Raw genomic sequence first — 25,204 nt, 5'->3', positions numbered from 1 at the left:
TAGTGGAAGAAGTTCAAGCGTTCCAGATGATCCTGCCGGCGTTGGACGCATCATATCCGGCCTGGGCTGTGGCACGGCGCAGGAATTTTTCGCTTGCGAAAAAGGCCACAAGAGATTGCAGGGCCGGATCGAAATAGGCCTTTCTGTCGACCAACAGGTCAAAGTGCTCCTTGATCACCGGCACAAAGGCAAGCCCGAACATCTGCGCCACGGATTCAAGGCCAAAGGTTGCATCGGCTTCACCGCGGCTGACGGCCTGAACAGCGTCATCTTCGGTTCGGGCGACGTCTGTGAATGTCACCTCTGATGGGTCAAGCCCCGCGCCCTTCATCATCTCGCGAAACAGACCGGCTGTGCCTGATTCCGCCTGTCGGGGTACGATCGACATGCCTTTCAAATCGCCAATCCCGCCGACAGATAGCGCATCCGGGCGCAGGACAATACCACGCCGCCGTGTTGCAAACCTCATCAGAACGGCATTCTGCTCTGCCGCCACCCGACGGACCGCAGGCACATTCCAGCTCTGATCCGCGGCATCAAAAATGTGCAGACCGGCCGCAATGCCTTCACCGCTGCAAAACCGCCCCAGCCCGTCATGTGATCCATCAAAATAGGTGGCCAACCCGCAGCGCGATTCCCGTATCGCCCAATCCAGAAGCGGATCGTGGCTTCCCAGTATGATATCGGTGCGGGCGGCCTTGTGCGCCGTTCCGCCAGATTTCGCGCCTTCGATCCAGTCACGAATTTCGGCCGCCGGAAACAACAGTTTGCCTGTGGCCCGCGAACAGGGCAATGCGCCGGACGCGGCCAGATCATAGACCTTGCGTTCCTTGATCCGCAAAAGATCGGCCAGTTCGTGAACCGTCAGATATTCATGCGTGTGATGGTCTTGCGCGTTCATTACATTCCGTCGATCCGGGGCGGTCACAGGATCGGACCGCCCCTGTTTCCTATCAGCTTTGCGGTGCGTTCGGAAAGAACAGTTGCTGGCCGTCCACCCGGTAGGCGGCAATCGCGTCCTGTCCGGTCTGCGACAGCAACCAGTCGGCAAACGCCTGCGCCGCATCCACGTTCACATCCGGACATTTCGCCGGATTGATCGGGATCACGCCGTATTGGTTGAACATATCCTCGTCCCCCTGCACGCGAATTTCGAAATCCTGTTTGTTGTCAAAACTGATCCATGTGGCGCGGTCTGTCATGACATAGGCCCCCATTCCGATGCCCGCGTTCAGCGTTGCCCCCATGCCCGACCCGGTTTCGCGATACCAGCCGCCCGAATGTTCAGAAGGATCGACGCCCGCATCGTTCCACAAGGCGCGTTCCTTCTTGTGGGTTCCTGAATCATCCCCGCGCGATGCAAACAGCGCGCCCGTTTCCGCAATTTTCAACAACGCGCTTTGAACATCCTGCATTCCGTCAACCCCCGCAGGGTCTGCAACCGGACCGACGATGACGAAATCATTGTACATCAGATCGGTGCGACCGATGCCGTACCCGTCTGCCACAAATTTTTCCTCGGCCGCCTTTGCGTGCACCAGCAATACATCACCATCGCAGTTTTGCGCGTTCCTGATCGCCTGGCCGGTGCCGACTGCAACCACATTCACCTGAATACCGGTTGCATCCTGAAAGATAGGCAGCAGATGATCATAAAGCCCGGAATTCGCAGTAGACGTTGTCGACTGCACGATAATGGATTGATCCTGCGCCAACGCGGAGGAGGCCAGAACCACTGCGATGCCAGTTGCGTAAACGATTTTGCTGTTGATCATGCCAATCTCCCTTATTCGCGATCACAAAACGATTTTTCCATTCAGATAATCCCGTGCCGTCTGATCGGGCGGATCGGGAAAGAAATCAGACGCAGCGGCATGAACGGCCACGCGTCCATGGTGCAGAAACACCACGTCATCCGCGAGACGGCGCGCCTGCCCGATATCATGGGTGATAAAGATCACCCGCACACCGCGGGCGCAGGCATCGCGGACGATCCGTTCGATCGCCAGCACAGAGCGGGGATCAAGACTGGCCGTCGGTTCGTCCAGAAACAGAACTTCCGGGTCTGTGGCAAGCGCGCGTGCCAGCGCAAGGCGCTGCTGTTCGCCCCCCGAAAGCAAGCGGGCCGGCTGTCGGGCCTTGTGCGCCAGCCCGGCAAGTTCAAGAAGAGCGGTACATTCGCTTTTGTCCTTGCCGCGCGCCTGCAGCACAAAATCGATGTTGGCCGCCACCGAACGACGCAACAAAACCGGTTTCTGGAACACGAAAGCCTGCCGCGCGGTCGCGTCCTGCGGGGCGTTGCCATTCCAGTCAATCGTTCCGGACGTGGCAGGGATCAGCCCGTGCAACAGTTTCAAAAACAGGCTTTTGCCAACACCGTTGGGGCCCATCACGATCGTGCAGCCCCCTGCCCCCAGATCAAGATTGATCTGTTTCAGGATCGCCACCTCACCGAACCTAAGCGTCAGATCACGTACCCGCAGCGGCAGCAGGGCAGATGCCGCCTGTGCTTGGGCGCCTTTCCGCGGCGTGATCGATACCGCGTCAGACATAGGCCTGCCGGACGGCCGTCAGGCGCAGCGCCTGTACGGCGGCATTCACCCCCAGCGCAATGGCCAAAAGGATAATGCCCAGCGCCAGAGCCAGACCAAGATCGCCCTTGGAGGTTTCAAGCGCGATGGCCGTGGTCATGACCCGCGTCAGATGATCAATATTGCCGCCCACGATGATCACCGCGCCCACTTCGGCAACGGCGCGCCCGAACCCAGCCAGCCCGACCGTCAGCAGGGAATAGCGCGCATCCCACAACAGCGCCTGTATGACCTGCCAGCGCGTCAGCCAGAGCGAGCGGAACTGCTCTGCGTATTCTGCATAAAGGTCTTCCAGCACCTGCCGCGACAAGGCGGCAACAATCGGCGCGATCAATATTGTCTGCGCGATGATCATCGCCGTGGGCGTGTAAAGCAGCCCCAGAAAACCCAGCGGGCCGGACCGTGACAGGTGCAGATAGACCAGCAAACCGACAACGACAGGCGGCAATCCCATCAGGGCATTCATCAGGATCAGAACCGCACTGCGCCCGCGAAACCGCGCGACAGCCACCAAGGCACCAACCGGCAACCCGATCAGGCACGCCAGCGCAGTCGCGGTCAAACTGACACGCAATGACAGCCCGACGATTTCGATCAGGTCGGCGTCACCGGACAGAACCAGCGCGAAAGCGATACCCAGAGACTCCCAGATGTTTTGCAAAATTTACAATCCCCACGGAAATTATGCACTCATTTCATCTAATATGAAGTTGACAAAAACCGCAAGTGCCTATTTCCATGCAAGAAACCGCAAAATCCAGCATTCTGATTGCGTGGGCGTTCTTCAGATCACTGCAAAATTTACAGGTCATGCGTCCGACCGAGCAAACATAACGCCGCCCGCCGCGTCATGCGCCGTTGTCGGCCCCGATTGCGTGAACGTCCTGCGGGTCGGAAAACCCTTTGAACAGGACCTGCCCGAACGGATGCAACCCTGCCTGATCGCCCAGTGCGCGCCGTGTGGTTTCATCCATCAGAATGTCACATCCGACAACCTTGGTGTGCGCTTCAAGGCGCGCGGCAAGGTTTACCTTGTCGCCAATGCAGGTATAGGTCGCGCGCTCTTGCGTACCGGCATATCCGGCGACAACCTCGCCCGTGGCGATGCCGATCCCGATCCTGATTTCAGCCTTACCACCGGCAACGCGTTCCAAATTGAATTCGGCCATCATCGCCAGCATGTCCCGCGCCGCGCTGACCGCACTTTGCGCCGGATCATCAAGCGGTTGCGGCGCGCCGAACAAGACCATCAAACCGTCCCCTATCATCAGGGTCACGATGCCACCGTTGCAATCCACCGCTTCGAACATCAGGGTGTAGTAGATGTTCAGCAATTCGATGGTGTCTTCGGGCGGCTGGTTTTCGGACAGGGCCGTGAACCCGCGAATATCGCAAAACAGGACCGAAGCATTGACACGGCGCCCGCCCAGCGCAAAACCGGAATCCTGCAAATCCTGGGCAACTTCACGGGTCGCGAACCGTTTCAGCAACACTTTCTGTTCGTCGCGCAAGCGTTTCTTTTCTAGGCTGGATGTCAGCCGGGCCTGCAACAGAACCCTGTTCACCGGTTTGGCCAGATAATCTTCGGCCCCCAGTTCGATACAGCGCACAATATTTTCGACGCCTTCCACCGAAGACGTGACGATGACCGGAATATCTCTCAGGTCGGGATCAAGTTTGATGGCTTCCAGAACCTCGAACCCGTCCATTTCGGGCATTTCGATATCCAGCAGCAACAGATCGAACGGCGCGGCGCGCAACTGTTCCATCGCGATGCGCCCGTTTTCGGCAACCGACGCGTCATAGCCCAGCATTTCGACACTGCGCGACAACAACAGCCGGTTGACCTTGTTGTCATCCACGATCAGCAGACGGGCCACAGCGGACATATCAGGCGCCTTTCAGTGCGGCAGCGGCGCGACCGAATTCCGCTTCAAGTTCGGTGGCGGCCACCCTGTCCGATTGTGCATTGTCACTCAGACCGGCAAGCTCCAGCCGGCGCGCCAGTTCGGCCAATGCAGTGGCGCCAAACACGTTGGCATTCGATTTGACAGAATGGGCGGCACGGCGAAATCCGTCCGCATCACCGCGCGCAATTGCCTCCTGCAACTCAGCCAGCATTGTCGGGCCTTCGTCAAGAAAGGTTGCGACCAGTTCGCTGGCAAAGTCCTCTCCCATCGTTTCCTGAAGCTCGGACAACACAGCGGGGTCAATCGGGCCGTCGGTCATTGTTTTTTCCTGTCGCGTTGGGGGACTTTGGTCAGCGCATCCATCAAAAGATCAACGCGGATCGGTTTGGCAATGTAATCGTCCATTCCCGCGTCCAGACACATTTCGCGGTCCCCCTGCATGGCGTTTGCGGTCATTGCAATGATACGGGGTCTGTCGTTCGGATCACGCGCTGCGGTAATGCGGCGGGATGCTTCCAATCCGTCCATTTCGGGCATCTGCACATCCATCAGCACCACATCATAGGTCTGGCGCTCCACGCTTTGCAGCGCCTCGACACCGTTGCTGGCAAGATCCGCGCGATAGCCCATCTGTTCCAACAGACGCAGCGCCAGTTTCTGGTTCACCAGATTGTCTTCGGCCAACAGAATACGCAAGGGATGCCGCGCCGCCAGATCCGGGTCCGCTTTGGGTTTTTCACCCGGTTTTTTGACAGGGGATTTTGATTTTTCCGGTGCGAACAGCGTGACAAGCGTGTCGAACAATTGCGATTGCCGCAACGGTTTTGCAAGATAGGCGCTGAACAATCCGGCTTTCGTTTCCGCTTCGCGCATCCCCAGCGAACTGAACAGAACCAAAGGCAACTGCGCGTTTATCTTGCGTATTTCACCTGCCAGTTCGGCCCCGTCCATATCCGGCATGTGCATATCCAGGATCGCCAGATCAAAACGTTCGCCATCATTCAGCCATTTGAGCGCGTCTTTTGGCGTGTCGGTGGCGCGTGTCTCAGTGCCCCATTTCGCCGTTTGCAGTGCCAATATCTTGCGGTTGGTGGCATTGTCATCGACGATCAGCAGCCGCTTGCCCATCAGTTCCGATTGCTGACCGACCAGATTGCGGGTTTGGTTCTTCGGCAATGTGGCCTTGCCGACCTTGATGGTGAAATGAAAGGTCGCGCCCTTTCCCGCGCCATCGCTGGTGGCCCACATCGTTCCACCCATCAGATCGGCCAGCCGTTTGGATATCGCCAGCCCGAGGCCGGTGCCGCCATATTTGCGCGTGGTCGAACTGTCGGCCTGGCTAAAGGACTGGAACAGGCGCTTCATGCCCGCAGGTGTCAGCCCGATACCGGTATCGCGGACGCTGAATGCCAGTTCGACATGTTTTCTGGTTTCTGACGCCCGTGACACCGTCAGCACCACTTCGCCGGTGTCGGTGAACTTGACGGCGTTGGACAGCAGGTTCAGCAATATCTGGCGCAGGCGGGTCAGATCGCCGCTGACGGCAGCAGGCACGTCATCATCATAGATATACGCGATATCCAGACATTTTTCTGCGGCGCGAGCGCTGATCAGGTCCATCGCGGATTCGATGCTTTCGCGCAGATCAAAGGGCTGATGTTCGATATCCATCTGTCCGGCTTCGATCTTGGAGAAATCAAGAATTTCGTTGATGATGTCCAGAAGCGCATCACCGCTGTCACGAATGGTGCTCGCGTAATCGCGCTGCTCCTCGTTCAGTTCAGTGTCGATCAAAAGCCCGCTCATCCCGATCACCGCGTTCATCGGGGTGCGGATTTCGTGGCTCATCGTGGCAAGAAATGCGCTTTTGGCTTCGTTCGCGGTTTCGGCGGCGGCGCGGGCCTCTTTCGCCTCGCGGAACAGGCGTGCGTTTTCGATGGCGATCACGGCCTGATCACAGAACGAATTGGCCAGTTCGATTTCTTCGGGGCTAAAGGCACGTGTGACGGTGCTGCGGGTAAAGATCAGTACCCCGACGCAAAAACCTTCCCGCATCATTGGCAGGTAGATTGACGATTTCATGCCAAATTTCCGAACCGCGTCAATTTCGTGCTTTGGCAAATCTTTGGTGGCGAAATCCTGGATGTGGATCATCTTTCCGGTCTCGATCACCCGAGAGGGATAATTCAAAGCGGGGTCAATCTTGACCGGTTTTGGATCAAGCTTCAGAGGCGATTTCTTGTCCCTCTGTTTACCCGCTTGCGGAATGAAATGATCGCCGTCCCGCATCAACGCGGCCGCGCTATCGCATTCCAGCAAACCCAGACTGGCCTCGGCGATCGCCATGAAGACCGGGCCGGCATCCTCTTGCGCGCCGCTGATCACCCGCAGGATATCGGCACTGGCGGTCTGGCGGACAAGCGCGGTTTGCGTTTCCTTGAACAGTTTGGTGTTCTGGAGCGCAATCACCGCCTGATCGCAAAACGTCTGGGCAACGGCGATTTCTTCTTCGGTGAATGCCTTTTTCGTGAACCGGAAAATGTTCAGCGTTCCGGCGCAATCGTCTCCGTTCAACAGCGGCAACATGATCGTCGATTTGATGCCGGCCCGCTCTCTGATCTCTTGATCAATGGGTTTGAGATCGGCGATGTCCCAATCCGGCGTGTGCAGAACCTTGCGCGAGACGATGGCCTGCGATGGCAGGTTGTGATCAGGATCAATCGGAACGGATATCTTTGCCGGTTTTTCCACCAGCCCGTCACGGTTTGCCACTGCAATCTGCGACAGCGTATCCTGCTCCTTGATCAACGCGACCGCCATGTCACAATCGATAAGCTGCGTCGTCGATTTAACGATTTCCTGAAATACAGGTGTTGTATCGGTCGAAGACGCGCTGATTGTGCGCAGAATATTGGCGCTGGCCGTTTGTCGCGCCAGCGACGTCTCGGTTTCGTTGAAGAGGCGCACGTTTTCGATAGCAATCACCGCCTGATCACAAAAGGATTGGGCAATGTCGATTTCTTCTTTCGAAAACGCACGCTTGTTTTTGCGCGTGAAGCCAAGACAGCCAAGACACTCGTTCCCTCGCACCAGCGGGAAAGTCAGGGACGACATGACCCCGCTCTTCAAATGAACGGATTGATCGTATGGATCGAGATCCGCAGACGTCCAATCCGGTACATGCAACATCTGCTTGGACACCATGACTTTTGATGGGGTATCCTGTTCCGGTGCAATTGGTCGATGGGTGCGCGAAAAATCCGGTTTCAACCCTTCTGTTGTCGCAACGGCGACCTGCCACCAAACGGTATCGTTCTTGGTGGCGGCGACAGCCATATCGCAGGATATCAGATCAACACCGGCTTGAACGATTTTCTCGAAGACCGGAGTCACATCGTTCGGGGATTCACTGATGACCCGCAATACGTCCGCGCTGGCAGTCTGACGCGACAACGCCTTTTGCGTCTCGTTGAACAGTCTTGAATTCTGGATCGCGATCACCGCCTGATCGGCAAAGCCCTGCATGATACGCAGTTCCCTGTCGGTGAACGGGCTGTGCGAACGGGCAACCCCGACAACGCCGATCCCCTGACCTTCCCAGATCATCGGGGCAAAGGCGATGGAATGATACCCGGCCACCCGGGCAAAGCGGCGCAGAACACGTGGTGTATCGGGGTTGTTCTGCACGTCGGCATAATTGGCCACACGGCGCGTGCGGATCGCCTCGCCGGCGGGTGTGATCTCCCACGGGGCGGGAAAGGTTTCCAACAAAGCCTCACGATGATTGCCGACATAGGCCGCCACCTGCAAAAGACCCTGTTCATCCACCAGAAGCACATCCAGTTCTTCGCCGCCGAACAGTGTTTTGCAGCATTCAAGGATCTTCTCGAACACCGGCTGCGTGTCTTCGACAGACTGGCTGATCACGCTTAGAATTTCGGCCGAAGCCTGTTGCTGTTCCAGCGCCTCGGTCACTTCGGCGGTGCGGGCCTGCACCTCGTCGAACAGGCGGGCGTTGCTGATCGCAATCACGGCTTGTGCTGCGAAGGTCTCCAACAGGGCGATCTGTTTTGCGCGAAACGCGTCTGCTTTGCCGTGAGCCAGGGAAATGACGCCAACGACAACCCCGTCCTTGATCAGGGGCACACCGACCGTCGACTGGAAATTGCCGCGATGCGCGGCCTCTTTCCATTGATAGCTGTCGTCGTTTTCCGTGTCCCTGATATAGACCGTCTTGCCCAGTAACGCCGTCCGCCCGGTACATGTGCCGTGCCCCGGTTCAATCGGATTGGCCTTGAGATAGGCAAAGAAATCATCCGTGACATTGCGCGACGCCTGCATGTGGTAGCGTTGATCTTCCGGGTTCAACATCGCGACATATGCGTATTGCGGGTTGCAAAGGCGCGAAGCGACTTCGAGGATGGTATCCAGAACCGGCTGCAATTCGTTGGGCGAGCGCGAGATGACATCCAGCACCTCTGACGTCGCGGTCTGGTATTCCAGCGCTTCTTGCGTCTCGATAAACAGTTGGGTGTTGCGCAGCGCAATGATCGCCTGATCACAGAAAGATTTCGCCAGCGCGATATCCTGCTCTGTAAACGCAGTTCTTGTGGATGTGCCCAGAACCAGCGATCCCAGACACTCTCCGCCCTGAAGAAGGGGAATGTATAGCGCGCTTTTCATGCCGAATTGTTTGCCGCGCTCCACCTCGTGGGGGGGCAGATCGTAATTCTCCCAGTCGATGATATGCTGCACTTCGCGTGTCACTATAGCGCGCGACGGGAAATTCTCGTTCGGGGCCAGTCGCTGTAGCGGTATACCGTCCGGGGTAATGCGCGCGGCCAGTTTGCGCGCGCCTTCCTGAATTTTTTCGGTGATCAACGCGCCGCCGCGCCGCGCCCCTGACGCCGGCCAATAGTGATCGCCATCCCGCAGATGGAAGATCGCCATATCGCAATCGATCAACTGGGCCGCACTGCTGACGATCGTGTCGATCACCGGTTGCACATTTGTCGGGGATTGGCTGATGGCGCGCAGGATGTCTGTCGTGACTGTTTCACGTTCAAGCGCTTCGGTCACTTCGGCCGTGCGGTCTTGGGTTTCGCGCAACAACCGCGCGTTTTCGATGGCAATGCTGGCCTGATTGGCAAAGCTTTGCACCAGTTCGATATTCGCCGCCGGCGGCGGTGTGGCATCGGGCCAGCCCAGGTTGATCGCGCCCCAGACCCGCCCGTTCGCCCGGATCGGCACACCCAAAAGCCGCCGGAATCCGACTCTTTCGGCCAGTTCTGGTGAAAAATAGGTCTTGTCGGTTTGGGCGTCGGCAATTTGGGCGATATCGCCGTTCTTGATCACGCGCGGCGAAAGGTGGCCCTGTGTGCCGACGAACGGATAGTCAGACTTCAGATTTTTGACAGTCTTCGGCGGAAACCCGTACTGCGCGCAGAAATGGTACAATTCCCCATCGTAGCGGTCGAGAACGCAGAACTTTGCCCCGCACAGTTCGGCCGATTTCTGCACCACCAGATCAAAAACAGGCTGCAAGTCCGATGTCGACTCGTTGATCACCTGCAGGATTTCCGCATTCGCCTTTTCGCGCGCCAGTGCCTCTTGGGTTTCGCGAAACTGGCGGGTGTTTTCGATGGCAATTGCGGCCTGATCCGCAAAGGTTTCCAGCAATTCAGTCTCGTCTTCGCGCTGACCCTTCATATCCGGCCAAGCCAGCGTAATAATGCCCCATATACGCCCGGCGCATTCGATCGGAACCGCAACAGATTGATCAATCTTGTTCTCGCGGGCCATATCACGATCCAGCCAATCTGTGGTCATGGCGTGGTCTATGCGGGCAGGCTGACCGGTGGCGATAACTTGAGCCACCATTGATTTATCATGTACCGGCGATGGAAATTCGTTTTTAAACGCCTGAAGAAAAGCGGGATCGAATCCGTGCTGCGCATCAAGATGCAGCATTTCGCCGTCATAGCGGAACAGCATACACCATCGCGCCCTGCAGAGATCTTTGGCGGTTTTTGCAATTCTATCCAGCACCGGTTGCGTGTCTGTGGGGGATTTGCTGATAACCCGCAGAATGTCTGACGTGGCCGTCTGGCGGGACAGCGCGTGCTGCTTTTCTGCAAATGTCTGTTCGTTCCGGATGGCAATGGCGGCCTGACTCACGAATGTCTCAAGCAGGGCTATATCCGCTTCGCTCGGGGCCTCTCCCTTGGGCCAGGCCAGCACCATGACACCCCATATCTGCCCACCTGCCCGGATCGGGAGGCTGATCATATATTGGTAGCCATGCAATTTGGCGGTTTCGTAGTCAAAGTAGGTATCCGCGTGCGCGTCTGGCAAATGACAGACCTGCCCTGCCTTGATCGCCGCATAGGCCATGCCGGATTCGTCAGGCTCCATCGGGAATTTGGCCAGATAGGTTTTCATGAATGCGTCAGAAAACCCGTGGCTGGCACAGTAATGGATCATTGTTCCGTCATAGCGCCACAGCATGCAGAACTTGGCCTTGCACAGCTCGGTGGCACTTTTGGCAATCGCGCCAAAGATCGGCTGGATGTCGCCCTGAGACATCTCGATACTGCGCAACACGTCCGTAACCGCCGCAGTTCGCGCCTTCTGGTCGTTCAGTTCCTGTTCCAGATACTGGAGTCTCTGCGCGAATTCGGCAGTCGTATCTGGCTGGGTCTTTTTCGCTGTCATGATGTCGTGGCAGCCCCGAACCGTTTTGCCGCGCACCCAATTGCATCGGCCCCAATGGAATTATGCCAACTGTACCGATGAAACCCGCCTGCGCAAATCTGTTTTTGCACAGGCGCCTATGCGGCAGGTTTTCCCCCGTGCCTAGATTGGATGACTTGCCACTGTCATTGACAATCCGCTCAGCAGCAGGCCGCACGAAATCACACAGGCAATGGATCTGACGCTGTTCCAGAACGTCCATCTGGGAACATAAGTGTCCGACCAGAAAGAGCGGGTGGCCTCTGTGTCCTTGTCCATTTTGTCCAGCGTTTCGTTCAGCGGGACATTGAACACAATCGTCACGCCGAAGGCCGCGACCAGATAGATGATACCTGCCGCGATGGTGACGTTTGCAATTGGTCCGCTCAGGGTAAGCACGCTGTAAACCACGATGATCAGCGATACGGGCACCATGCCCAGAAACAGGGCCATGAAGGCAGACCGGAATACTTCGCGATTGATGATCTGCATCGCTTCGGCCCCGCCCGCTCCGCTGGTGCGCGCCAATGCGCGCATGATGAAATCTGAAAACACCAGAAACACACCGCCAAGCAACGCAAAGGCGATGACGGAAAACTGGCACAGGATAAAAAATGGAAACGACATGTCTGTTCCTTTCGAATTGAAGATCGCGGTATGAGCACCCTGCCCCGATCTTGTCGGGCAGGATGCGCAAGGGTTCATCAAAGATCGCGATGTGAACGCCGGCGCGGGCCGGTGTCAGGCGGCCGCCTGCCAGGCACCGGACGTCGCCGCCTTGTTGCAAAAATCGGCGAAATCGCGTGGTGCGCGGCCCAATGCCCGTTGCACCCCATCCCCCAGCCATTCGTTGCGCCCGTCCAGCGCCTCTTTGCAGACATGGGTGAACACATCGGCAATAAAGGCACCGCCGATTTCGGTCATGGCGCTGTGGAATTGCGCAAGTGTAATGGGGACGTAGCGCACCGGTCTGCCAACGGCTTCGGCAAGTTCAACCGCCGCCTGCGAAAAATGCATAAGGCGTGGGCCGGTCACTTCGTAGAGAGCACCGGAATGCCCATCTTCGGTCAGGGCCGCAACGGCCACCTCGGCGATATCATCAACATCGACAATCGGTTCGCGGACGTCACCGGCAGGCAAGGCAATCTCGCCGCCCAGAACAGGATCACGCAGATAACCTTCGCTGAAGTTCTGGGCAAACCACGCGCAGCGGACCAGCGTGTAATCAACACCGGATCGGGCTATGATGTTTTCACAGGTTTCAGCATGGGTTTCACCGCGCCCCGACAGCAGAACAAGCCGCTGTGTGCCGATGGATTTCGCCAGCGCCGACAGGGCTGCGATCTTGTCGTCGGCACCGGGAAAGGCCAGATCGGGAAAATACGAAACATAGGCCGCTGCGACACCTTCCAGCGCAGGCGCCCATGTGGTTTCGTCATCCCAATCGAACGGGATGGTTGCATTGCGTGTGCCTTTGCGCACATCAAAACCGCGCGTTGACAAAATATTGGCGATCCGGCTTCCGGTCTTGCCGTTGGCGCCGATCACAAGAATGGGTTGGGTCTGCATCATAAATCTCCTGTGTTTGAATGATGCAGCCAGAATGCGGGGCAGTGCCGTCTTTTGTATTGACCGTGCCTGCCAGTGGTTTGACCGATCCTGCCAGACGCGGTGTCAGCGGCTTGCCCCGTGCGTTTCACGAAAGGCGGCAGGCGTGTCGTTCACCCAGCGCTTGAACGCACGGGTAAACGCGCTTTGTTCGGAAAATCCGGTCAGAAAGGCGATTTCGGCAATGGAATGCTCGCTTTGAACCAAAAGACCTTCTGCCAGACGACGCTGCGCATTTTCCAATACGGACTGGAAGGACGTGCCATGCTGGGACACTCTGCGATGCAGGGTTCTTTCGCTAACGCCCATTTCTTTTGCAATGCGGGCGGCCCGTGGCACACCCTCGCTCAGGGCATCCGAAATCTTGCGCATCATCACGTCTTCAAATGATGTCTGCCCGGTTTGCGCGGCAAGTTCGGATTGCAGATGCGCATCCAGAAATTTTGAAACGGCTGGATCCCCAAGATGATTGGGCCGGTCCAGATCAACCGACGACACCAGAATTTCATCGGCGTTCGAACCAAAGTGAACCGGACAGCCAAAATATGTTTCGTGGGCTGAAACCGATGCCGGGGCCGGATGCTGGAAATGAACCTCAAGCGGGGTAAACGGCGCGGGCGACACCTGCCGGATGATCGATGTGACACTGGCCAGCGTCGCCTCGTTTGACAGGCGCATGCCCAGTCTGCGTACCCCTGACCGGTGTGTTCTGAAAAAAGCACCGCGATCCGTTTCGCGAACCTCATACCCCGCGACCGAGGTCAAAAGCAGCGCATAGCGTTCGGCCCGTTCCAGCGACCCGCGCAACGTTGGCGCGGTTTTCCAGGCCAGTCCGAAAGCGCCGTAATCGTCAGCCTGCATCGACTGGCCAACCCGCAACGGGAACGCGATGGCATCGTCCAGCTGCGCCGCTATGGTTTCCAGCATTTCGTAATAGGCGATATCGGTAATGCGTTCTGCAACGTCGATCTGGCGATCAGGGTCAAGCCCGACAGAGCGCAGAACAGCGGCACGGTCGATATCCTGTCCGGCAGCGCGGACCACCTTGCGTACAAAAAGGGATGTGATCGTACCCATGCGCCCTGAATTATCACCTCTGCCGCGACGGGTCTATTGCGGGCAAGGGCAAGTGCGCGGTTTCACAGACCAACGCCCGCTTGCGGCGGCGCCAGAAGTCCCGCAAGCAACGGGTTGGGAAACTTGCGCTTGACCGTCACCGCATGAAAGCTTTCCGTCAGGCCAACAAGATGGTCCGCCTCTTTCAACAATCCGGTCGCAAGTTCGTTTTTCACAACGATCGGCGGCAAAACGGCAAGGCCGATATCTTCGCGCGCCAACAGCCGCATCATCGCCATATCATCGACTTCGGCGGCCAGTACCGGTGAAATGTCCAGCCGTTCACACAACGTGTCAAAACCGGTTCTGACCGGGCTTTCCTTGGTCGGAACGATGATCGGATGCCCCATCAAAAGCGCCTGCAATGTTTCGGCCTGCCCGATCCGCGCCGGTGTTCCGATCACGCTGACAGGCTGTTCTGACACAGGATGCGCGATAAAGGCCGTCATCGCATCGGGTGCCGGCACGCGATTGGTCAGCACCACATCAAGGCTTAGGGTTTCCAGCCCTTGCAGCAATTCCATCGACGTGCCCGAGCGCAGCACAAGTTCGACATCCGCCTGCCCCAGCAGGGGGCGCAAAAACTCGATCTGGAAATTACGCGACAAGGTGGCCAGCGCGCCCACACGCAAGACCTGACGCGGGCTGCCGGTTTGGTTCAGCGTTGCCATCAGATCCTGACCCGCGCCAAAGATGGTATCGGCGTAATCAAGGGTGATCCGCCCCGCCTCGGTCAGATGCAATTGCCGCCCGCGCCGTTCAAACAACGCATGGCCCAGCCGATCCTCAAGCTTGCGGATCTGCACCGAAACAGCCGATTGCGACAGGTTCAGGCGCGATGCGGTGCGCGTCAGGTTGCCGTCATGGGCGACCTGCCAGAAATAGCGCAGATGGTTAAAGTTCATATCGGGCATATCGTTCGCTTTAAACGAACGAAACGTTGTGAACAATGAATTTTATTTCACATCAGCACTGCGCGTATCACGCCGGACAACAGACCTGCCCAGTTGGAGTTTCCGATGCTGATCTACACCGTGCCCCTTCTTGCCCCTGCCGCGCTTTTCGGTGCTGCCCTCTGGCTGCATCTGCGGCGGGATACCCTGCCCCGCCACGGCGCGTTGATCGGTGAAGCGGCAGCCGTTGCCGCGCTGGCCGTCAGTGTGCTTTCGCTGGCTGTTCTGCTGGGCAAAGGCGCAGGCGACAGCCCGCTTTTCGGACTGGCCGGCGTGGGGCTGTCATCGCGGCTGGACGTCATCAGCGTGACGATTCTGGGTCTGGTGGCCTTTATCGGCTGGGTCGTGATGCGCTATGCGCGGACCTATCTGGACGGCGAACACCGCCAGACCGATTTTACCATCTGGCTGGCGGGTACCCTGGCTGCAGTGCTGCTGCTGGTGCAGTCCGGCAACCTGATCCAGTTCATCGGCGCATGGATCGTGACAAGCCTGTGCCTGCATCGCCTGTTGCTGTTCTATCCGGGGCGCGTGGCCGCACAGCGTGCCGCCTACAAGAAATTCGTCACAGCGCGTGCCGGCGATGCTGCGCTGATCACCGCGGCGCTGATGCTGGTCGCTGCCTATGGCACCACCCGCATTTCGGATATTCTGGCGGCCGCACGGCTGGGCGAAGGCGGTGCTCTGGCGGCGGGTGCTGCGGCTCTGATCGCCCTTGCGGCGCTTCTGAAATCTGCACAATTTCCAACCCACGGCTGGCTGACCGAAGTGATGGAGGCCCCGACACCTGTGTCGGCCCTGTTACACGCAGGCGTGATCAACGGCGGCGGGTTTCTGTTGATCCGGTTTGCCGATGTGCTGCTGCTGTCGCCTCTGATTTTGGCGGTGCTGGTGATGGTGGGCGGGTTCACCGCCCTGTTCGGCGGGCTTGTCATGCTGACGCAACCTACGGTCAAGGCTTCGCTGGCGTGGTCAACCGTTGCGCAGATGGGGTTCATGATCCTGCAATGCGGCCTTGCGCTGTTCCCGTTGGCACTTTTGCATATCGTGGCCCATTCGCTTTACAAGGCGCACGCCTTTCTGTCTGCGGGCGGCGCGGTTGAACGGGTTGCAGTCATACGCAAACCCGGCCCGGTAGCGGTGCCTGATCTGCGCGCAGTGGCGCGGGCGTTCGGCCTTGCCATCGCCATTTACGGCGTTGTCTACATCACGTCCGGCTGGATTTTCGGGCTGGGGGCCAAATCACCGCAAGCGGTGGCGCTGGGGGCGATCCTGATCTTTGGCGTGGCCTATTTGCTGGCGCAGGGCCTGGCCGATGCCGCACCGCGCGCCCTGACCCGCCGCACGGCATTCCTGTCTTTTGTCGCCGCTGTCAGCTATGTGGCGCTGCAACGCGGGTCAGAGTGGATCACATCAGCTACCTTGCCGCCGACACCGGCGCCCGGTGCTTTGGAATGGGCGCTGATCCTGCTGGCGCTGTTCAGCTTTGGCATGGTGGCGCTGGCCCAGGCGACATTGCCGCTTTGGTCGCATCACCCTGCGGCGCAGGGCCTGCGCATCCACCTGTCCAATGGTCTTTACATCAATGCCATCGAAGACCGCCTTTTGAACGGCTGGTCGCGGTACACAACTTTCAAAAAAGGAGCCACAAAATGAAACCCGAAACACATGGCGGCACGTCCGGTCTGCACCTTGAACTTCATGCGGCCTCGGAAGCGGCAAGCCGCGCCATCCCGCCGCTTTGGCCCTTGTCTTCCTCCGTGGCCGTCAATCCGTTTCTTGGCCAGACAGACCAGTCGCTGGCCGATGTTGCCGCTTTGATGGGCCGGGTGGCAGGCATGTCGGTCACGATGCCGCACAGTTGGTATCAGGCGCGGATTGCAGATGGCACGATCACAGATCAGGATCTGGCGGCGTCACTGGCACGGGCGCCGTCTGGCGCGCCCGAAACTCTGGATGCGTTGAAAGCCGTTGCGGCTGCGGAGGATGACGCTGTCACCGCCTTGCCAACCGTTGCGCATCTTGCGGCAAAATTATCCGGCATCGACTGGCCCGGCCTGATCGAGGAACGGTTCGGCGCATGGGCGGCGGGATATTTCGATACCGGTCAGGCGTTGTGGCAGGCCACGCCCGGTCGCGGGGCGTTTGAAAGCTGGCAGATCTTTGCAAGCCGCGACCTGACCCCGGAAATCACCGGTTTGGCAGGGTTTTCCGCCACTGTGGCTGCGATGCCTGCCCGTGCCAGAACCGCCTTGCCACTGGCTTGCGATACCATTGCACTGACACCCGCTGCGGCGCCCACCTATTTTCACCAGCTTCTGCTGGGTCTGGGCGGATGGTCGCAACTGGCGCGCCAAAAATTGTGGCAGGCCGAACTGGCTGGCACAACCGATGCCATTACCACAGATCTGCTGACAATCCGGCTGATCTGGGAAAAGGCGCTGTTTGACCAGTACAAACCGCAGATCGCGCCGCTTTGGTCCGACATCTGCGCGGCCCACGCCACACCGCCGGTCGCGTCTGCAACGCAGATCGCGACAACGGTTTTGCAGGACGCTGCAGAACACGCAGCCCAGCGCAAATTGGCCAGCACGCTGGCAAAGACCGGTCAGGACACACCGGAGGGCCGCCCCGGTCTTCAGGCTGCGTTTTGCATCGACGTGCGGTCGGAAGTGTTCAGACGGGCATTGGAGTCGCTTGATCCCAATATTCAGACGCTGGGTTTTGCCGGATTTTTCGGCCTGACACCGGCACACCGCTCGTTCGCATCAGATGTCGATGAAAACCGCCTGCCCGTCCTGTTGAATCCGGGGCTGACCAGCACGTCTACCCGCGCCCAGACAAAAGCTGCGGATCAATCAGCGCGTCTTTCGGCGCGCACATCGCGGGCCTGGGGTCGGTTTAAACTGGCGGCGGTGTCTTCCTTTGCCTTTGTCGAGGCGACAGGCCCGGTTTATGCTGGCAAACTGGTGCGCGACGCGCTTGGGCTGCCGCATTCATCGTCCATCGATCCGCATCAACCGCATCTGGACGATGCCCTGCCACTGGCTGACAGAATCGCGGCGGCAGCCACGATCCTGCGCGCAATGTCGATGACAACAGGTTTTGCACCGCTTGTCCTGCTGGTGGGCCATGGCGCGAACGTGGTGAACAACCCCCATGCCAGCGCGCTGCATTGCGGGGCGTGCGGCGGGTATGCCGGCGATGTCAACGCAAGGCTTCTGGCCGGATTGCTGAACGACACCGAGGTGCGCACAGGTCTGGCGCAAGACGGCATCGAAATCCCCAAAGACACGGTGTTTCTGGGTGCCTTGCACGATACAACCACCGATGCGGTGACCCTGTTCACATCCGATCTTGCACATCGCGCCCACATGTCGCTGATTGCCAAGACCGAAGGCTGGCTGGCTGCGGCGGGCAAAATCGCGCGAACGGAACGCGCTGTCCGCCTGCCGCGCGCGGCAAATGGCGCCGATGTTCCAGGCCGCAGCACCGACTGGGCCGAAACCCGCCCCGAATGGGCGCTGGCCGGATGCAATGCGTTCATCGCCGCCCCAAGGGCACGCACCCGTGGCAAGGGGTTAGGCGGTCGTGCGTTCCTGCACGACTACAACTGGGAAAAAGACGATGGATTTGGTGTTTTGGAACTGATCCTGACCGCCCCCGTTGTGGTGGCCAGCTGGATCAGCCTGCAATATTACGGATCGGTGGTGGCACCCGATGTCTTCGGAGCCGGTAACAAGCTGTTGCACAACGTGACCGGAGGCGTTGGCGTTGTCGAAGGCAACGGCGGGGTGCTGCGGTCCGGATTGCCATGGCAATCGGTGCATGACGGAACCGGCTTTGCCCACGATCCGCTGCGTCTTTCGGTTTGCATCGAAGCGCCAGCCGATGCCGTGAGTGATATTCTGGCCCGCCACCCAAATGTACGCGCCCTGTTCGACAACCGCTGGCTTCACCTGTTTCTTATGGACGGTTCCGGACAGCTGTCGCAGCGCTATTGCGGCCATCTGCAATGGGAGGCGTTCGAGACTGAGAACCCAACGCTAGCACCGCGCGCGGCCTGACCGGATACCGCCCCTACGGCGCGCTGCCGGTTTCCGCCAGAACCGCGCCCAACCGGTCAAGCACCATGTCGATACCCTCTGCATCGATCGTCAGGGGCGGGCGGATTTTAAGGATGTTGTCGTCGGGGCCTTCGCGTCCCATCAGAATGCGTTCTTCACGCATCCGGTTCAGGATGTAAGACGTTGCCTGTGTCGCGGGTGCGCGGCTGGTGCGGTCCCGCACCAGTTCCACTCCGACGAACAGGCCCATTCCACGGACATCCCCGATCAACGGAAACTGTCCGGCCAGATCGCGCAGCCCGTCCATCAAACGGCGCCCCATCGTCTCTGCGTTCTGCATCAGCCCTTCTTTATCGACGATATCCAGCACGGTCTTGCCGACCCGGCAGGACAGGGTAGAGCCGCCGAATGTCGAAAAGAACTCGGGGCCCCGGGCAAAAGCGGCGGCAATTTCGGGCGTGCTGACGACCACACCGATAGGATGGCCGTTTCCGATCGGTTTGCCCAGCACCACCATATCAGGCAAAACGTCCTGCGCCTGAAACGCAAAATAATGTGAACCCAGCCGCCCCAGTCCGGTCTGCACCTCGTCTGCGATGCAGACCCCCCCTGCAGCGCGGATCCGTTCATAAACGCCCTGCAGGTAGCCGGGGGGCGGAATAATCTGGCCGCCAACGGACGGAAATGTTTCGGCAATGAACCCTGCCAGTTTGTGCCCCTTGCCGCCCATCCGATCCAGTGCGGCATCTACCTGTGCGGCAAATCGCAAACCGCGCTTGGGATCATCGCGCCGGAACGCCCCGCGATAGTCATCGGGGATATCAACCAGTTCGACCCAATCAGGCTGGCCAATGCCGCCCGGCGCGTTGAATTTGTAGGCGGATAGGTCAATCGCACCGGTGGTATTGCCGTGATAGCCGTGATCCGGCGTGATCATCGCCCGCCCCCCGGTTGCCGCACGCGCCAGACGCAAGGCCAGCTCGTTGGCTTCGCTTCCCGAATTGACAAACCAGCAAACCGACAATTCCGGCGGCAGTTTCGACAACAGTTTATCCGCAAAAGCCGCCTGCGCGGGATGCAAATAGCGGGTGTTGGAATTCATCCGCAGCAGCTGGTCCGCGACCACCGCCTGAATACGCGGGTGTGCGTGTCCGACATGCGGGACGTTGTTGTAGGCATCCAGATAGGGCCGGCCCCATTCATCAAAAAGATGGTGTTTCCAGCCCCGCAGCATCATCACGGGATCGCTGTAGCTTAGCTTCAGGTTGCCGCCGAAATGCCGGGCCCGCATTTCGCGGACATGGGCCTTGTCGGTCGGAGTATGGGCAACATGCGCATCCTCAAGGTTCAGCAGTGCCGCTGGGTTCGGACAGATCGCGCCCCAAAGCGCCATTTCATCCGGATTGGCCACACCGGGCCAGTCCGTTCCCATGCCCGCCAGCGATAACGCCAGCTGAAAATGCAGATGCGGCACCCAGCCACCGTTGCAATCTGCCGCGCCCAGCCGCGCGAAAACCGCGCCTTTGTCGATCGTTTGGCCCACGCGCAGACCAGCGCAACTGTCGGGATCAAGATGGCCATAAAGCGTATGGAACACATCCCCATCGGGGGTGGTATGTTGCAGGATCACCATGCCACCATAATCCAGTTCACCGGTGCGGTTTTCGGTAAAGGCCACCGTGCCTGCCATCGGGGCATGTACGTCTGTTCCCGCAGCCGCAAATACGTCAACGCCAAGATGCACTGTCCGGCGGTCCGATGCCTTCCATTTTCCCTGGCGAAATACAGGGGCCGTATAGATCAGGCGCGGCTCTGCGTAATAGCCCAGCCAGATATCATCGGGGCCGAATGTCTCGCTGCCGATGGCGGCTGCTTCGGCGTGGGCCAGATCAAAGGGATTGCGCGGGGTTGCCGATGCCTCGACCGACAGCGCGCCCATCGGCGCATCGTAAAGCGACACACCGATCACATCGGCAAAGCTGCCGCGCGCCTTGGCCAGCCATGCGGCCGTACGCGCCGCCGCATCATCAACCGGCAATCCGCAGGCGCTGCGCAACCGGCAGCGCAGCAATTCGGGCTCTATTTCCGGCTGTTCAAGAAACCGCCACGCCGGAGCTTGCGAGATCGTGACATAGGGATCATCGGGTGTTTCCCGCGCCATCAATGTCGAATTCACCACACTTTTGGCCAACCGCATGCGCAGCAACGGCCACACCATATCAATTTCCACTCCGGTCAGCGGGTTTTCAGCGTGATAGCCTGCAATCAGGGCCGTCACGGCGCGTTCCGGCGCGGGATGGTCCAACACTACGTATGCCGCAGCGATGGCCAGATCACAGATGCGCGGGGCAGCACACATATCACCCAGATCTATCAATCCCGATACCACCGGCACAGATCCGTCCAGGTCCACAAGGATGTTGTAATCGTTAAGATCATTGTGAACCGCCTGCACGGCAAGCTGGCCCAAAGCGGACTTAATCGCGGCAAACGCGCCGCAAATCTGCTCAAGCATGGCGCGGCGATCAGGGTTGGCGATCACGTCCAGCTGATCCGCGATCCAGTCTGACCGGGTCAGGTTCCATTTGAAATCACGTGCAAGGGCATCGTGTTCAAAACTTTCCAGCGTCGCGGCAAGCCGCCCTGTCTGACGCCCCAGCGCGTGAATCAAAGTATCGGAATGTGGCTTGAACGCCGCGTAGCAGCCTCCGGGCAAAGCCGTCTGTACCCACACCAGACGGTCCTTGCCGTCCGTGTCGCGCACGACAAGTGTGTCTGCCCCGTCCAGCGCCGTCACCACGCGCGGCATCGGAATTTCGGGTGTATGCTGCGCCACGTGACCCAGCGCTGCCACCTGTAAATCGACCATCGCAGGGTCGCAATCCGCCCGCATTACCTTGACGATAAAGGCTGATCCCTCTGCCGTCACGGCGCGGTAGTTAAGATCATATTCCCCGTCCAGACGCGACAGGTGCGCTTTGATACCCCAAAGATCTTCCAGCGCCTTTGCCCAAATCTCTGCCATGATCCCCTCCGGTTGCTGACTGCCCCTGGCTTTGCCGGGCTCTGAATGCGCCAGCCATCTGCTGCCTGCAATACCCTTTGTCGGAAAAGCCGTATGTGTCGTGGCAGGCAAACCGCTGCAAATGCCCAATAGGATCGTGCCGGTCTGTAAGGGTATCAGAAGGTTCAGGCGAAGCCGCGGGAATGGGTGCGCCTCCCTGTTTTCGCAAGATCACTGCGCGCACGATCCCTTGTGATTACGCGCAACGCAAAGGGTTTACACCGCTGGCGGCAGGCAGTCTCTTGAGTCGAGCGTGGCGACAGGATCATCGGCGCCACATTCCTTTCCGGTAATCGGATACTGATCTGGCCAGGTGCCTCCGGTATTCGCAAGTAAAGCCAGAAGACGCAAAGTTAAAGAACGTATCGTCATCTGTTTTTTCTTTTTTGTGTTTGCGTGCAGACCTGTCTTAAGTTGACCAATCATGCACATACACATCGCGCCCCGAATGCCCCTTGAGGATATCACGCGCGAGGCGTTCCTTTTCGGCATCCTTGACACGTACCCAAAGCAATATGCCGCCATGTTCGACCTGACTGGCGTAATGATCCCTGTGCTTTTTTCCCACCCTGCGCGCAAGTAATGCGCCAATCACCAGTGCCGGCACGCCAACGATGCCAAAGACGGCCATCGTGGCCATTGTAGTTGCGCCTGCTGCGGCCATGGCTGCCAACGCGACATAGGACGGAATAAAGAAAACACCGCCCGCAATCGCGCCTTCCAGTTCGCCGATCGCCTCTTCCGAAACGAAAGCAGAGCGCGGCGCATTCGGATCATCTTCAAGTTCAGTGGTACGCCAGTAGCGCCGGCCAAGTTTTTCTTCCAGATCGTCCTGGCGTCCCAACATGCTAAGATCATAGCGGCTGAACCCCGCCATGCGCAGATCATAGACAGCCCCCTGAAGCGCTTCAAAACTGTCAAAGACGCCAACCGCTTCCGGAATTTTGATGACAGTGGTGTGAGTGTCTGCCAATCATCTTCCTCCTGTCCGCCCGAAACCGGGCCATCTTGCTGACCCTTTTCTTTGGATATCGGGGCTGGAACCGGCCAGCATTAACCCGCGTTAAGGCAATTGGCTGGAATATGTCGATGAAACGCGCGCGTTCGGTTCGATTGGCACCGGTCAACGTGTCGCCCGATGAATATGGCAAGAAATGCCTAACGCGCGCCAGGTAGCCAATGCCGCAACAGGAGGGGAGGATAGACATGAAGTTTAACAATATCGCGTCTGACATCGCCACCGCTCGGACAAGGTTGGGACCGGATGCACGAAAGACACTCAGCAGCCTGATCGACCTTGGCCTGAACGATCTGGATATCGGTCGCTATCACCAGATGTCCACCCAGACAGTGGCCGCTTTGCGCATGTCCTACGGCCTTTCCCAAGCACATTCGAATACCATGCTGCAGGATGACACGGCACTCGGGATGATTGATGACCGGTACCTTGTCGATATCCAGCGATGCAATGGCGACATAACGGGCTTGTACTAGCCCGATCCAAGAAACAAGATACGGTCCAATCTGCGAACAAGCGCCCGCACTATGCAGACCAAACTGTTTTAGAAACCCTGACTTTACCGGGATGAGCTCACAACGACACTGCCCGCCTGAAGGTTCAGGATCTCCGTGGCATCCGAAAGACGGCCAACACCGGCCATGCGCCCGGCGCGGCTTGCCGCGAAGCGGTCTGCCACATCTCGCCCACGGCTATCTGGACCAGTTTTCTACCCGGTCCGTTTGAAAGCGCGGCCCAATAAGATGCAAGATCGCGGGGGACAGTGACGGATCAAGGCAAATCACCGGGCCACCCTTGTAGTGAATACGGCACCAGACCCGGCGTCATTGACCGCGGTTAATTTCCAACATCACCAATCCCGCTAATTTCGCAGCCATCCGCATCAACAAGAGGAGTGTTCAGTGCGCGATGTTCACCAAATCATGCAATCCGATGTTACCATCATTACGCCCGACACAACGGCGCAGGCGGTTGCAGCGCTTATGCAGGCCAGAAACATAGGGTTTGTACCGGTCTGCGAAAACCGCCGGCCCGTTGGCGTTGTCACTGACCGCGATATTGTACTGCGCCTAATGTGCCGGACCGGGCTGGGCGCTGACATGTCGGTCGGCCAGATTATGTCAGAGCCGGTTATCACTTGTCGCGCGGATGACAGCATTTCCCACGGCGCCGGCATCATGGGGGATTACCAGATCCGGCGCCTGATTGTGTGCGATGACGATGGTCAGATCGTTGGCATCTTGTCGCTGGGCGATATTGCCCGCGACGTGTGCGAAAAAACCGCCGGTGAGACCTTGGGAGAAATCGTAGAGTTCAGATAGGTCATATCATACGGCCACGCGCGGCAGAATCTCGTCGCGAAGATCGTCCAGATCAACGCCCGCCAGCGCGCAGATACTGTGGATATCCGTGATCTCGATGTCTGTCCGCCCTTCGGTTTTAACCAGATTTTTGCGGCAGAACCGCCGCAACGTACGGCATACATGCACGTTCGAAAGGCCGGTAAACTGACCCAATTGCCTTTGCGTCATCGGAATATGAAATTGGAATCCGTTGGTTCTTCCTATGGCTTCCAGCCTCAGAAAAAGTTCGATCAGCGCATAGGCGACGCGGGTTTCCGCGTTGCCGTGCCCGATACGCAGCAACAGTTCCGACGTGCGCGCCAAAAGGGCAGTGTTTGCGGTACGCATATAGCGGCGCAAAGACGCGGCCTCGGGTTCGGGACCGTCGATCATTTTATCATTGAACATGAAAAACCGCACATCGCTCAGGGCTTCGACGCTGTAGGGCAATCTGCTGCCGCGCCCTGCCGCAATCAGCGAAGCATCGCCATCCAGCATCAAATCGAAAATGGCAGTTTCTCCGCCGTCCATCACTTTGGTCAGCGCAATCCAGCCCTGCACGACCACGACAAAGAAACTGCCTGTGTCTCCTTCATGGGCTATGATTTCACCGGCTTCGGCGCGACATTCGTGCAGCCGCGGGTGCAGTTGCATCAAAAGGTTTCGCACATCCTTGCTGCCGCACGGTGTGGCAAGAAATCTGTCAAAATGAACAAGTTCTTCGGCTCTCAACATCCCACGCCCCCAAGTTGCTATCCAATCATGCTAGGCGATGGACGCGCGACGGGATTGCGTTTGATCA

The 25,204-nt window shown here is 58.5% G+C and carries 18 protein-coding genes; 4 read left to right on the top strand and 14 right to left on the bottom strand.

The genetic code is table 11. The features are described from left to right. Positions 1 to 13 precede the first annotated feature (13 nt). From C1J05_RS06545 to C1J05_RS06495, 11 genes are all read right to left on the bottom strand, one after another. Complete coding sequence (locus C1J05_RS06545) at positions 14 to 901, bottom strand: helix-turn-helix transcriptional regulator (protein ID WP_114869548.1); 888 nt, start codon at positions 899 to 901, stop codon at positions 14 to 16. Positions 902 to 953: 52 nt separating this feature from the next. After that, positions 954 to 1,775 (bottom strand): substrate-binding domain-containing protein, encoded by an 822-nt coding sequence (locus C1J05_RS06540; protein ID WP_114869547.1) that lies wholly within the window; start codon positions 1,773 to 1,775, stop codon positions 954 to 956. 21 nt (positions 1,776 to 1,796) lie between these two features. Continuing rightward, a complete protein-coding gene (locus C1J05_RS06535; protein WP_114869546.1) occupies positions 1,797 to 2,552 on the bottom strand; it encodes an ATP-binding cassette domain-containing protein in 756 nt (251 codons plus the stop codon). Then, a complete protein-coding gene (locus C1J05_RS06530; RefSeq protein ID WP_114869545.1) occupies positions 2,545 to 3,252 on the bottom strand; it encodes an ABC transporter permease in 708 nt (235 codons plus the stop codon). The genes C1J05_RS06535 and C1J05_RS06530 overlap by 8 nt, the downstream gene beginning before the upstream one ends. 187 nt (positions 3,253 to 3,439) lie before the next feature. Continuing rightward, on the bottom strand, positions 3,440 to 4,480 hold the full coding sequence (locus tag C1J05_RS06525) for an adenylate/guanylate cyclase domain-containing protein (protein ID WP_114869544.1): 1,041 nt from the start codon (positions 4,478 to 4,480) through the stop codon (positions 3,440 to 3,442). 1 nt (position 4,481) lies between these two features. Next, positions 4,482 to 4,820, bottom strand: a complete 339-nt coding sequence (locus tag C1J05_RS06520; protein ID WP_114869543.1) for an Hpt domain-containing protein — start codon at positions 4,818 to 4,820, stop codon at positions 4,482 to 4,484. Further along, a complete protein-coding gene (locus C1J05_RS06515; protein WP_114869542.1) occupies positions 4,817 to 11,215 on the bottom strand; it encodes a GAF domain-containing protein in 6,399 nt (2,132 codons plus the stop codon). The genes C1J05_RS06520 and C1J05_RS06515 overlap by 4 nt, the downstream gene beginning before the upstream one ends. 141 nt (positions 11,216 to 11,356) lie before the next feature. Beyond that, positions 11,357 to 11,860, bottom strand: a complete 504-nt coding sequence (locus C1J05_RS06510) for an anthrone oxygenase family protein (RefSeq protein ID WP_114869541.1) — start codon at positions 11,858 to 11,860, stop codon at positions 11,357 to 11,359. A gap of 114 nt (positions 11,861 to 11,974) precedes the next feature. Beyond that, a complete protein-coding gene (locus tag C1J05_RS06505) occupies positions 11,975 to 12,805 on the bottom strand; it encodes an NAD(P)H-binding protein (protein WP_254684720.1) in 831 nt (276 codons plus the stop codon). A gap of 102 nt (positions 12,806 to 12,907) precedes the next feature. Further along, the gene (locus tag C1J05_RS06500; RefSeq protein ID WP_114869540.1) at positions 12,908 to 13,918 is read right to left on the bottom strand and encodes an AraC family transcriptional regulator; all 1,011 of its coding nucleotides are present in this window, start codon (positions 13,916 to 13,918) and stop codon (positions 12,908 to 12,910) included. 62 nt (positions 13,919 to 13,980) lie between these two features. Continuing rightward, the gene (locus C1J05_RS06495) at positions 13,981 to 14,871 is read right to left on the bottom strand and encodes a LysR family transcriptional regulator (protein WP_114869539.1); all 891 of its coding nucleotides are present in this window, start codon (positions 14,869 to 14,871) and stop codon (positions 13,981 to 13,983) included. A 105-nt stretch (positions 14,872 to 14,976) separates the two neighbouring features. Here C1J05_RS06495 and C1J05_RS06490 point away from each other — a divergent pair, with 105 nt between their 5' ends. Both C1J05_RS06490 and C1J05_RS06485 read left to right on the top strand, forming a co-directional pair. Continuing rightward, a complete protein-coding gene (locus C1J05_RS06490) occupies positions 14,977 to 16,566 on the top strand; it encodes a proton-conducting transporter transmembrane domain-containing protein (RefSeq protein ID WP_114869538.1) in 1,590 nt (529 codons plus the stop codon). Further along, entirely contained in the window at positions 16,563 to 18,977 is a 2,415-nt protein-coding gene (locus C1J05_RS06485) for a YbcC family protein (protein ID WP_114869537.1), read from the top strand. Before C1J05_RS06490 ends, C1J05_RS06485 begins: the two co-directional genes overlap by 4 nt. A gap of 13 nt (positions 18,978 to 18,990) precedes the next feature. On the opposite strand, the gene C1J05_RS06480 is transcribed toward C1J05_RS06485, so the two are convergent. Continuing rightward, on the bottom strand, positions 18,991 to 22,002 hold the full coding sequence (locus C1J05_RS06480) for an aminotransferase class III-fold pyridoxal phosphate-dependent enzyme (RefSeq protein ID WP_114872160.1): 3,012 nt from the start codon (positions 22,000 to 22,002) through the stop codon (positions 18,991 to 18,993). A 448-nt stretch (positions 22,003 to 22,450) separates the two neighbouring features. Beyond that, positions 22,451 to 23,014 carry a hypothetical protein gene (locus tag C1J05_RS06475; RefSeq protein ID WP_114869536.1) on the bottom strand — a complete coding sequence of 188 codons (564 nt, stop codon included), beginning with the start codon at positions 23,012 to 23,014 and terminating at the stop codon, positions 22,451 to 22,453. 233 nt (positions 23,015 to 23,247) lie between these two features. Between C1J05_RS06475 and C1J05_RS06470 the strand changes: the two genes are divergently transcribed. Beyond that, positions 23,248 to 23,535: a hypothetical protein gene (locus C1J05_RS06470; protein ID WP_162797944.1), complete on the top strand. Its 288-nt coding sequence runs from the start codon at positions 23,248 to 23,250 to the stop codon at positions 23,533 to 23,535. A 426-nt stretch (positions 23,536 to 23,961) separates the two neighbouring features. Then, a complete protein-coding gene (locus tag C1J05_RS06465) occupies positions 23,962 to 24,381 on the top strand; it encodes a CBS domain-containing protein (protein ID WP_114869534.1) in 420 nt (139 codons plus the stop codon). A gap of 6 nt (positions 24,382 to 24,387) precedes the next feature. Here C1J05_RS06465 and C1J05_RS06460 read toward each other — a convergent pair whose 3' ends face one another. Next, positions 24,388 to 25,137, bottom strand: coding sequence for a Crp/Fnr family transcriptional regulator (locus C1J05_RS06460; protein ID WP_114869533.1), 750 nt, complete (start codon positions 25,135 to 25,137; stop codon positions 24,388 to 24,390). Positions 25,138 to 25,204: the final 67 nt, after the last annotated feature.

The sequence above is a fragment of the Sulfitobacter sp. JL08 genome, from assembly GCF_003352045.1.
GTDB lineage: Bacteria > Pseudomonadota > Alphaproteobacteria > Rhodobacterales > Rhodobacteraceae > JL08.
This window is presented reverse-complemented; position numbering and strand designations above follow the sequence as displayed.

Excerpts from the sequence above, each read along its gene's own strand:
- C1J05_RS06545 (WP_114869548.1), bottom strand. The coding sequence starts at position 901 with ATGAACGCGCAAGACCATCACACGCATGAATATCTGACGGTTCACGAA.
- C1J05_RS06540 (WP_114869547.1), bottom strand. The coding sequence starts at position 1,775 with ATGATCAACAGCAAAATCGTTTACGCAACTGGCATCGCAGTGGTTCTG.
- C1J05_RS06535 (WP_114869546.1), bottom strand. The coding sequence starts at position 2,552 with ATGTCTGACGCGGTATCGATCACGCCGCGGAAAGGCGCCCAAGCACAG.
- C1J05_RS06525 (WP_114869544.1), bottom strand. The coding sequence starts at position 4,480 with ATGTCCGCTGTGGCCCGTCTGCTGATCGTGGATGACAACAAGGTCAAC.
- C1J05_RS06520 (WP_114869543.1), bottom strand. The coding sequence starts at position 4,820 with ATGACCGACGGCCCGATTGACCCCGCTGTGTTGTCCGAGCTTCAGGAA.
- C1J05_RS06515 (WP_114869542.1), bottom strand. The coding sequence starts at position 11,215 with ATGACAGCGAAAAAGACCCAGCCAGATACGACTGCCGAATTCGCGCAG.
- C1J05_RS06510 (WP_114869541.1), bottom strand. The coding sequence starts at position 11,860 with ATGTCGTTTCCATTTTTTATCCTGTGCCAGTTTTCCGTCATCGCCTTT.
- C1J05_RS06505 (WP_254684720.1), bottom strand. The coding sequence starts at position 12,805 with ATGATGCAGACCCAACCCATTCTTGTGATCGGCGCCAACGGCAAGACC.
- C1J05_RS06500 (WP_114869540.1), bottom strand. The coding sequence starts at position 13,918 with ATGGGTACGATCACATCCCTTTTTGTACGCAAGGTGGTCCGCGCTGCC.
- C1J05_RS06495 (WP_114869539.1), bottom strand. The coding sequence starts at position 14,871 with ATGCCCGATATGAACTTTAACCATCTGCGCTATTTCTGGCAGGTCGCC.
- C1J05_RS06490 (WP_114869538.1), top strand. The coding sequence starts at position 14,977 with ATGCTGATCTACACCGTGCCCCTTCTTGCCCCTGCCGCGCTTTTCGGT.
- C1J05_RS06485 (WP_114869537.1), top strand. The coding sequence starts at position 16,563 with ATGAAACCCGAAACACATGGCGGCACGTCCGGTCTGCACCTTGAACTT.
- C1J05_RS06480 (WP_114872160.1), bottom strand. The coding sequence starts at position 22,002 with ATGGCAGAGATTTGGGCAAAGGCGCTGGAAGATCTTTGGGGTATCAAA.
- C1J05_RS06470 (WP_162797944.1), top strand. The coding sequence starts at position 23,248 with ATGAAGTTTAACAATATCGCGTCTGACATCGCCACCGCTCGGACAAGG.
- C1J05_RS06460 (WP_114869533.1), bottom strand. The coding sequence starts at position 25,137 with ATGTTGAGAGCCGAAGAACTTGTTCATTTTGACAGATTTCTTGCCACA.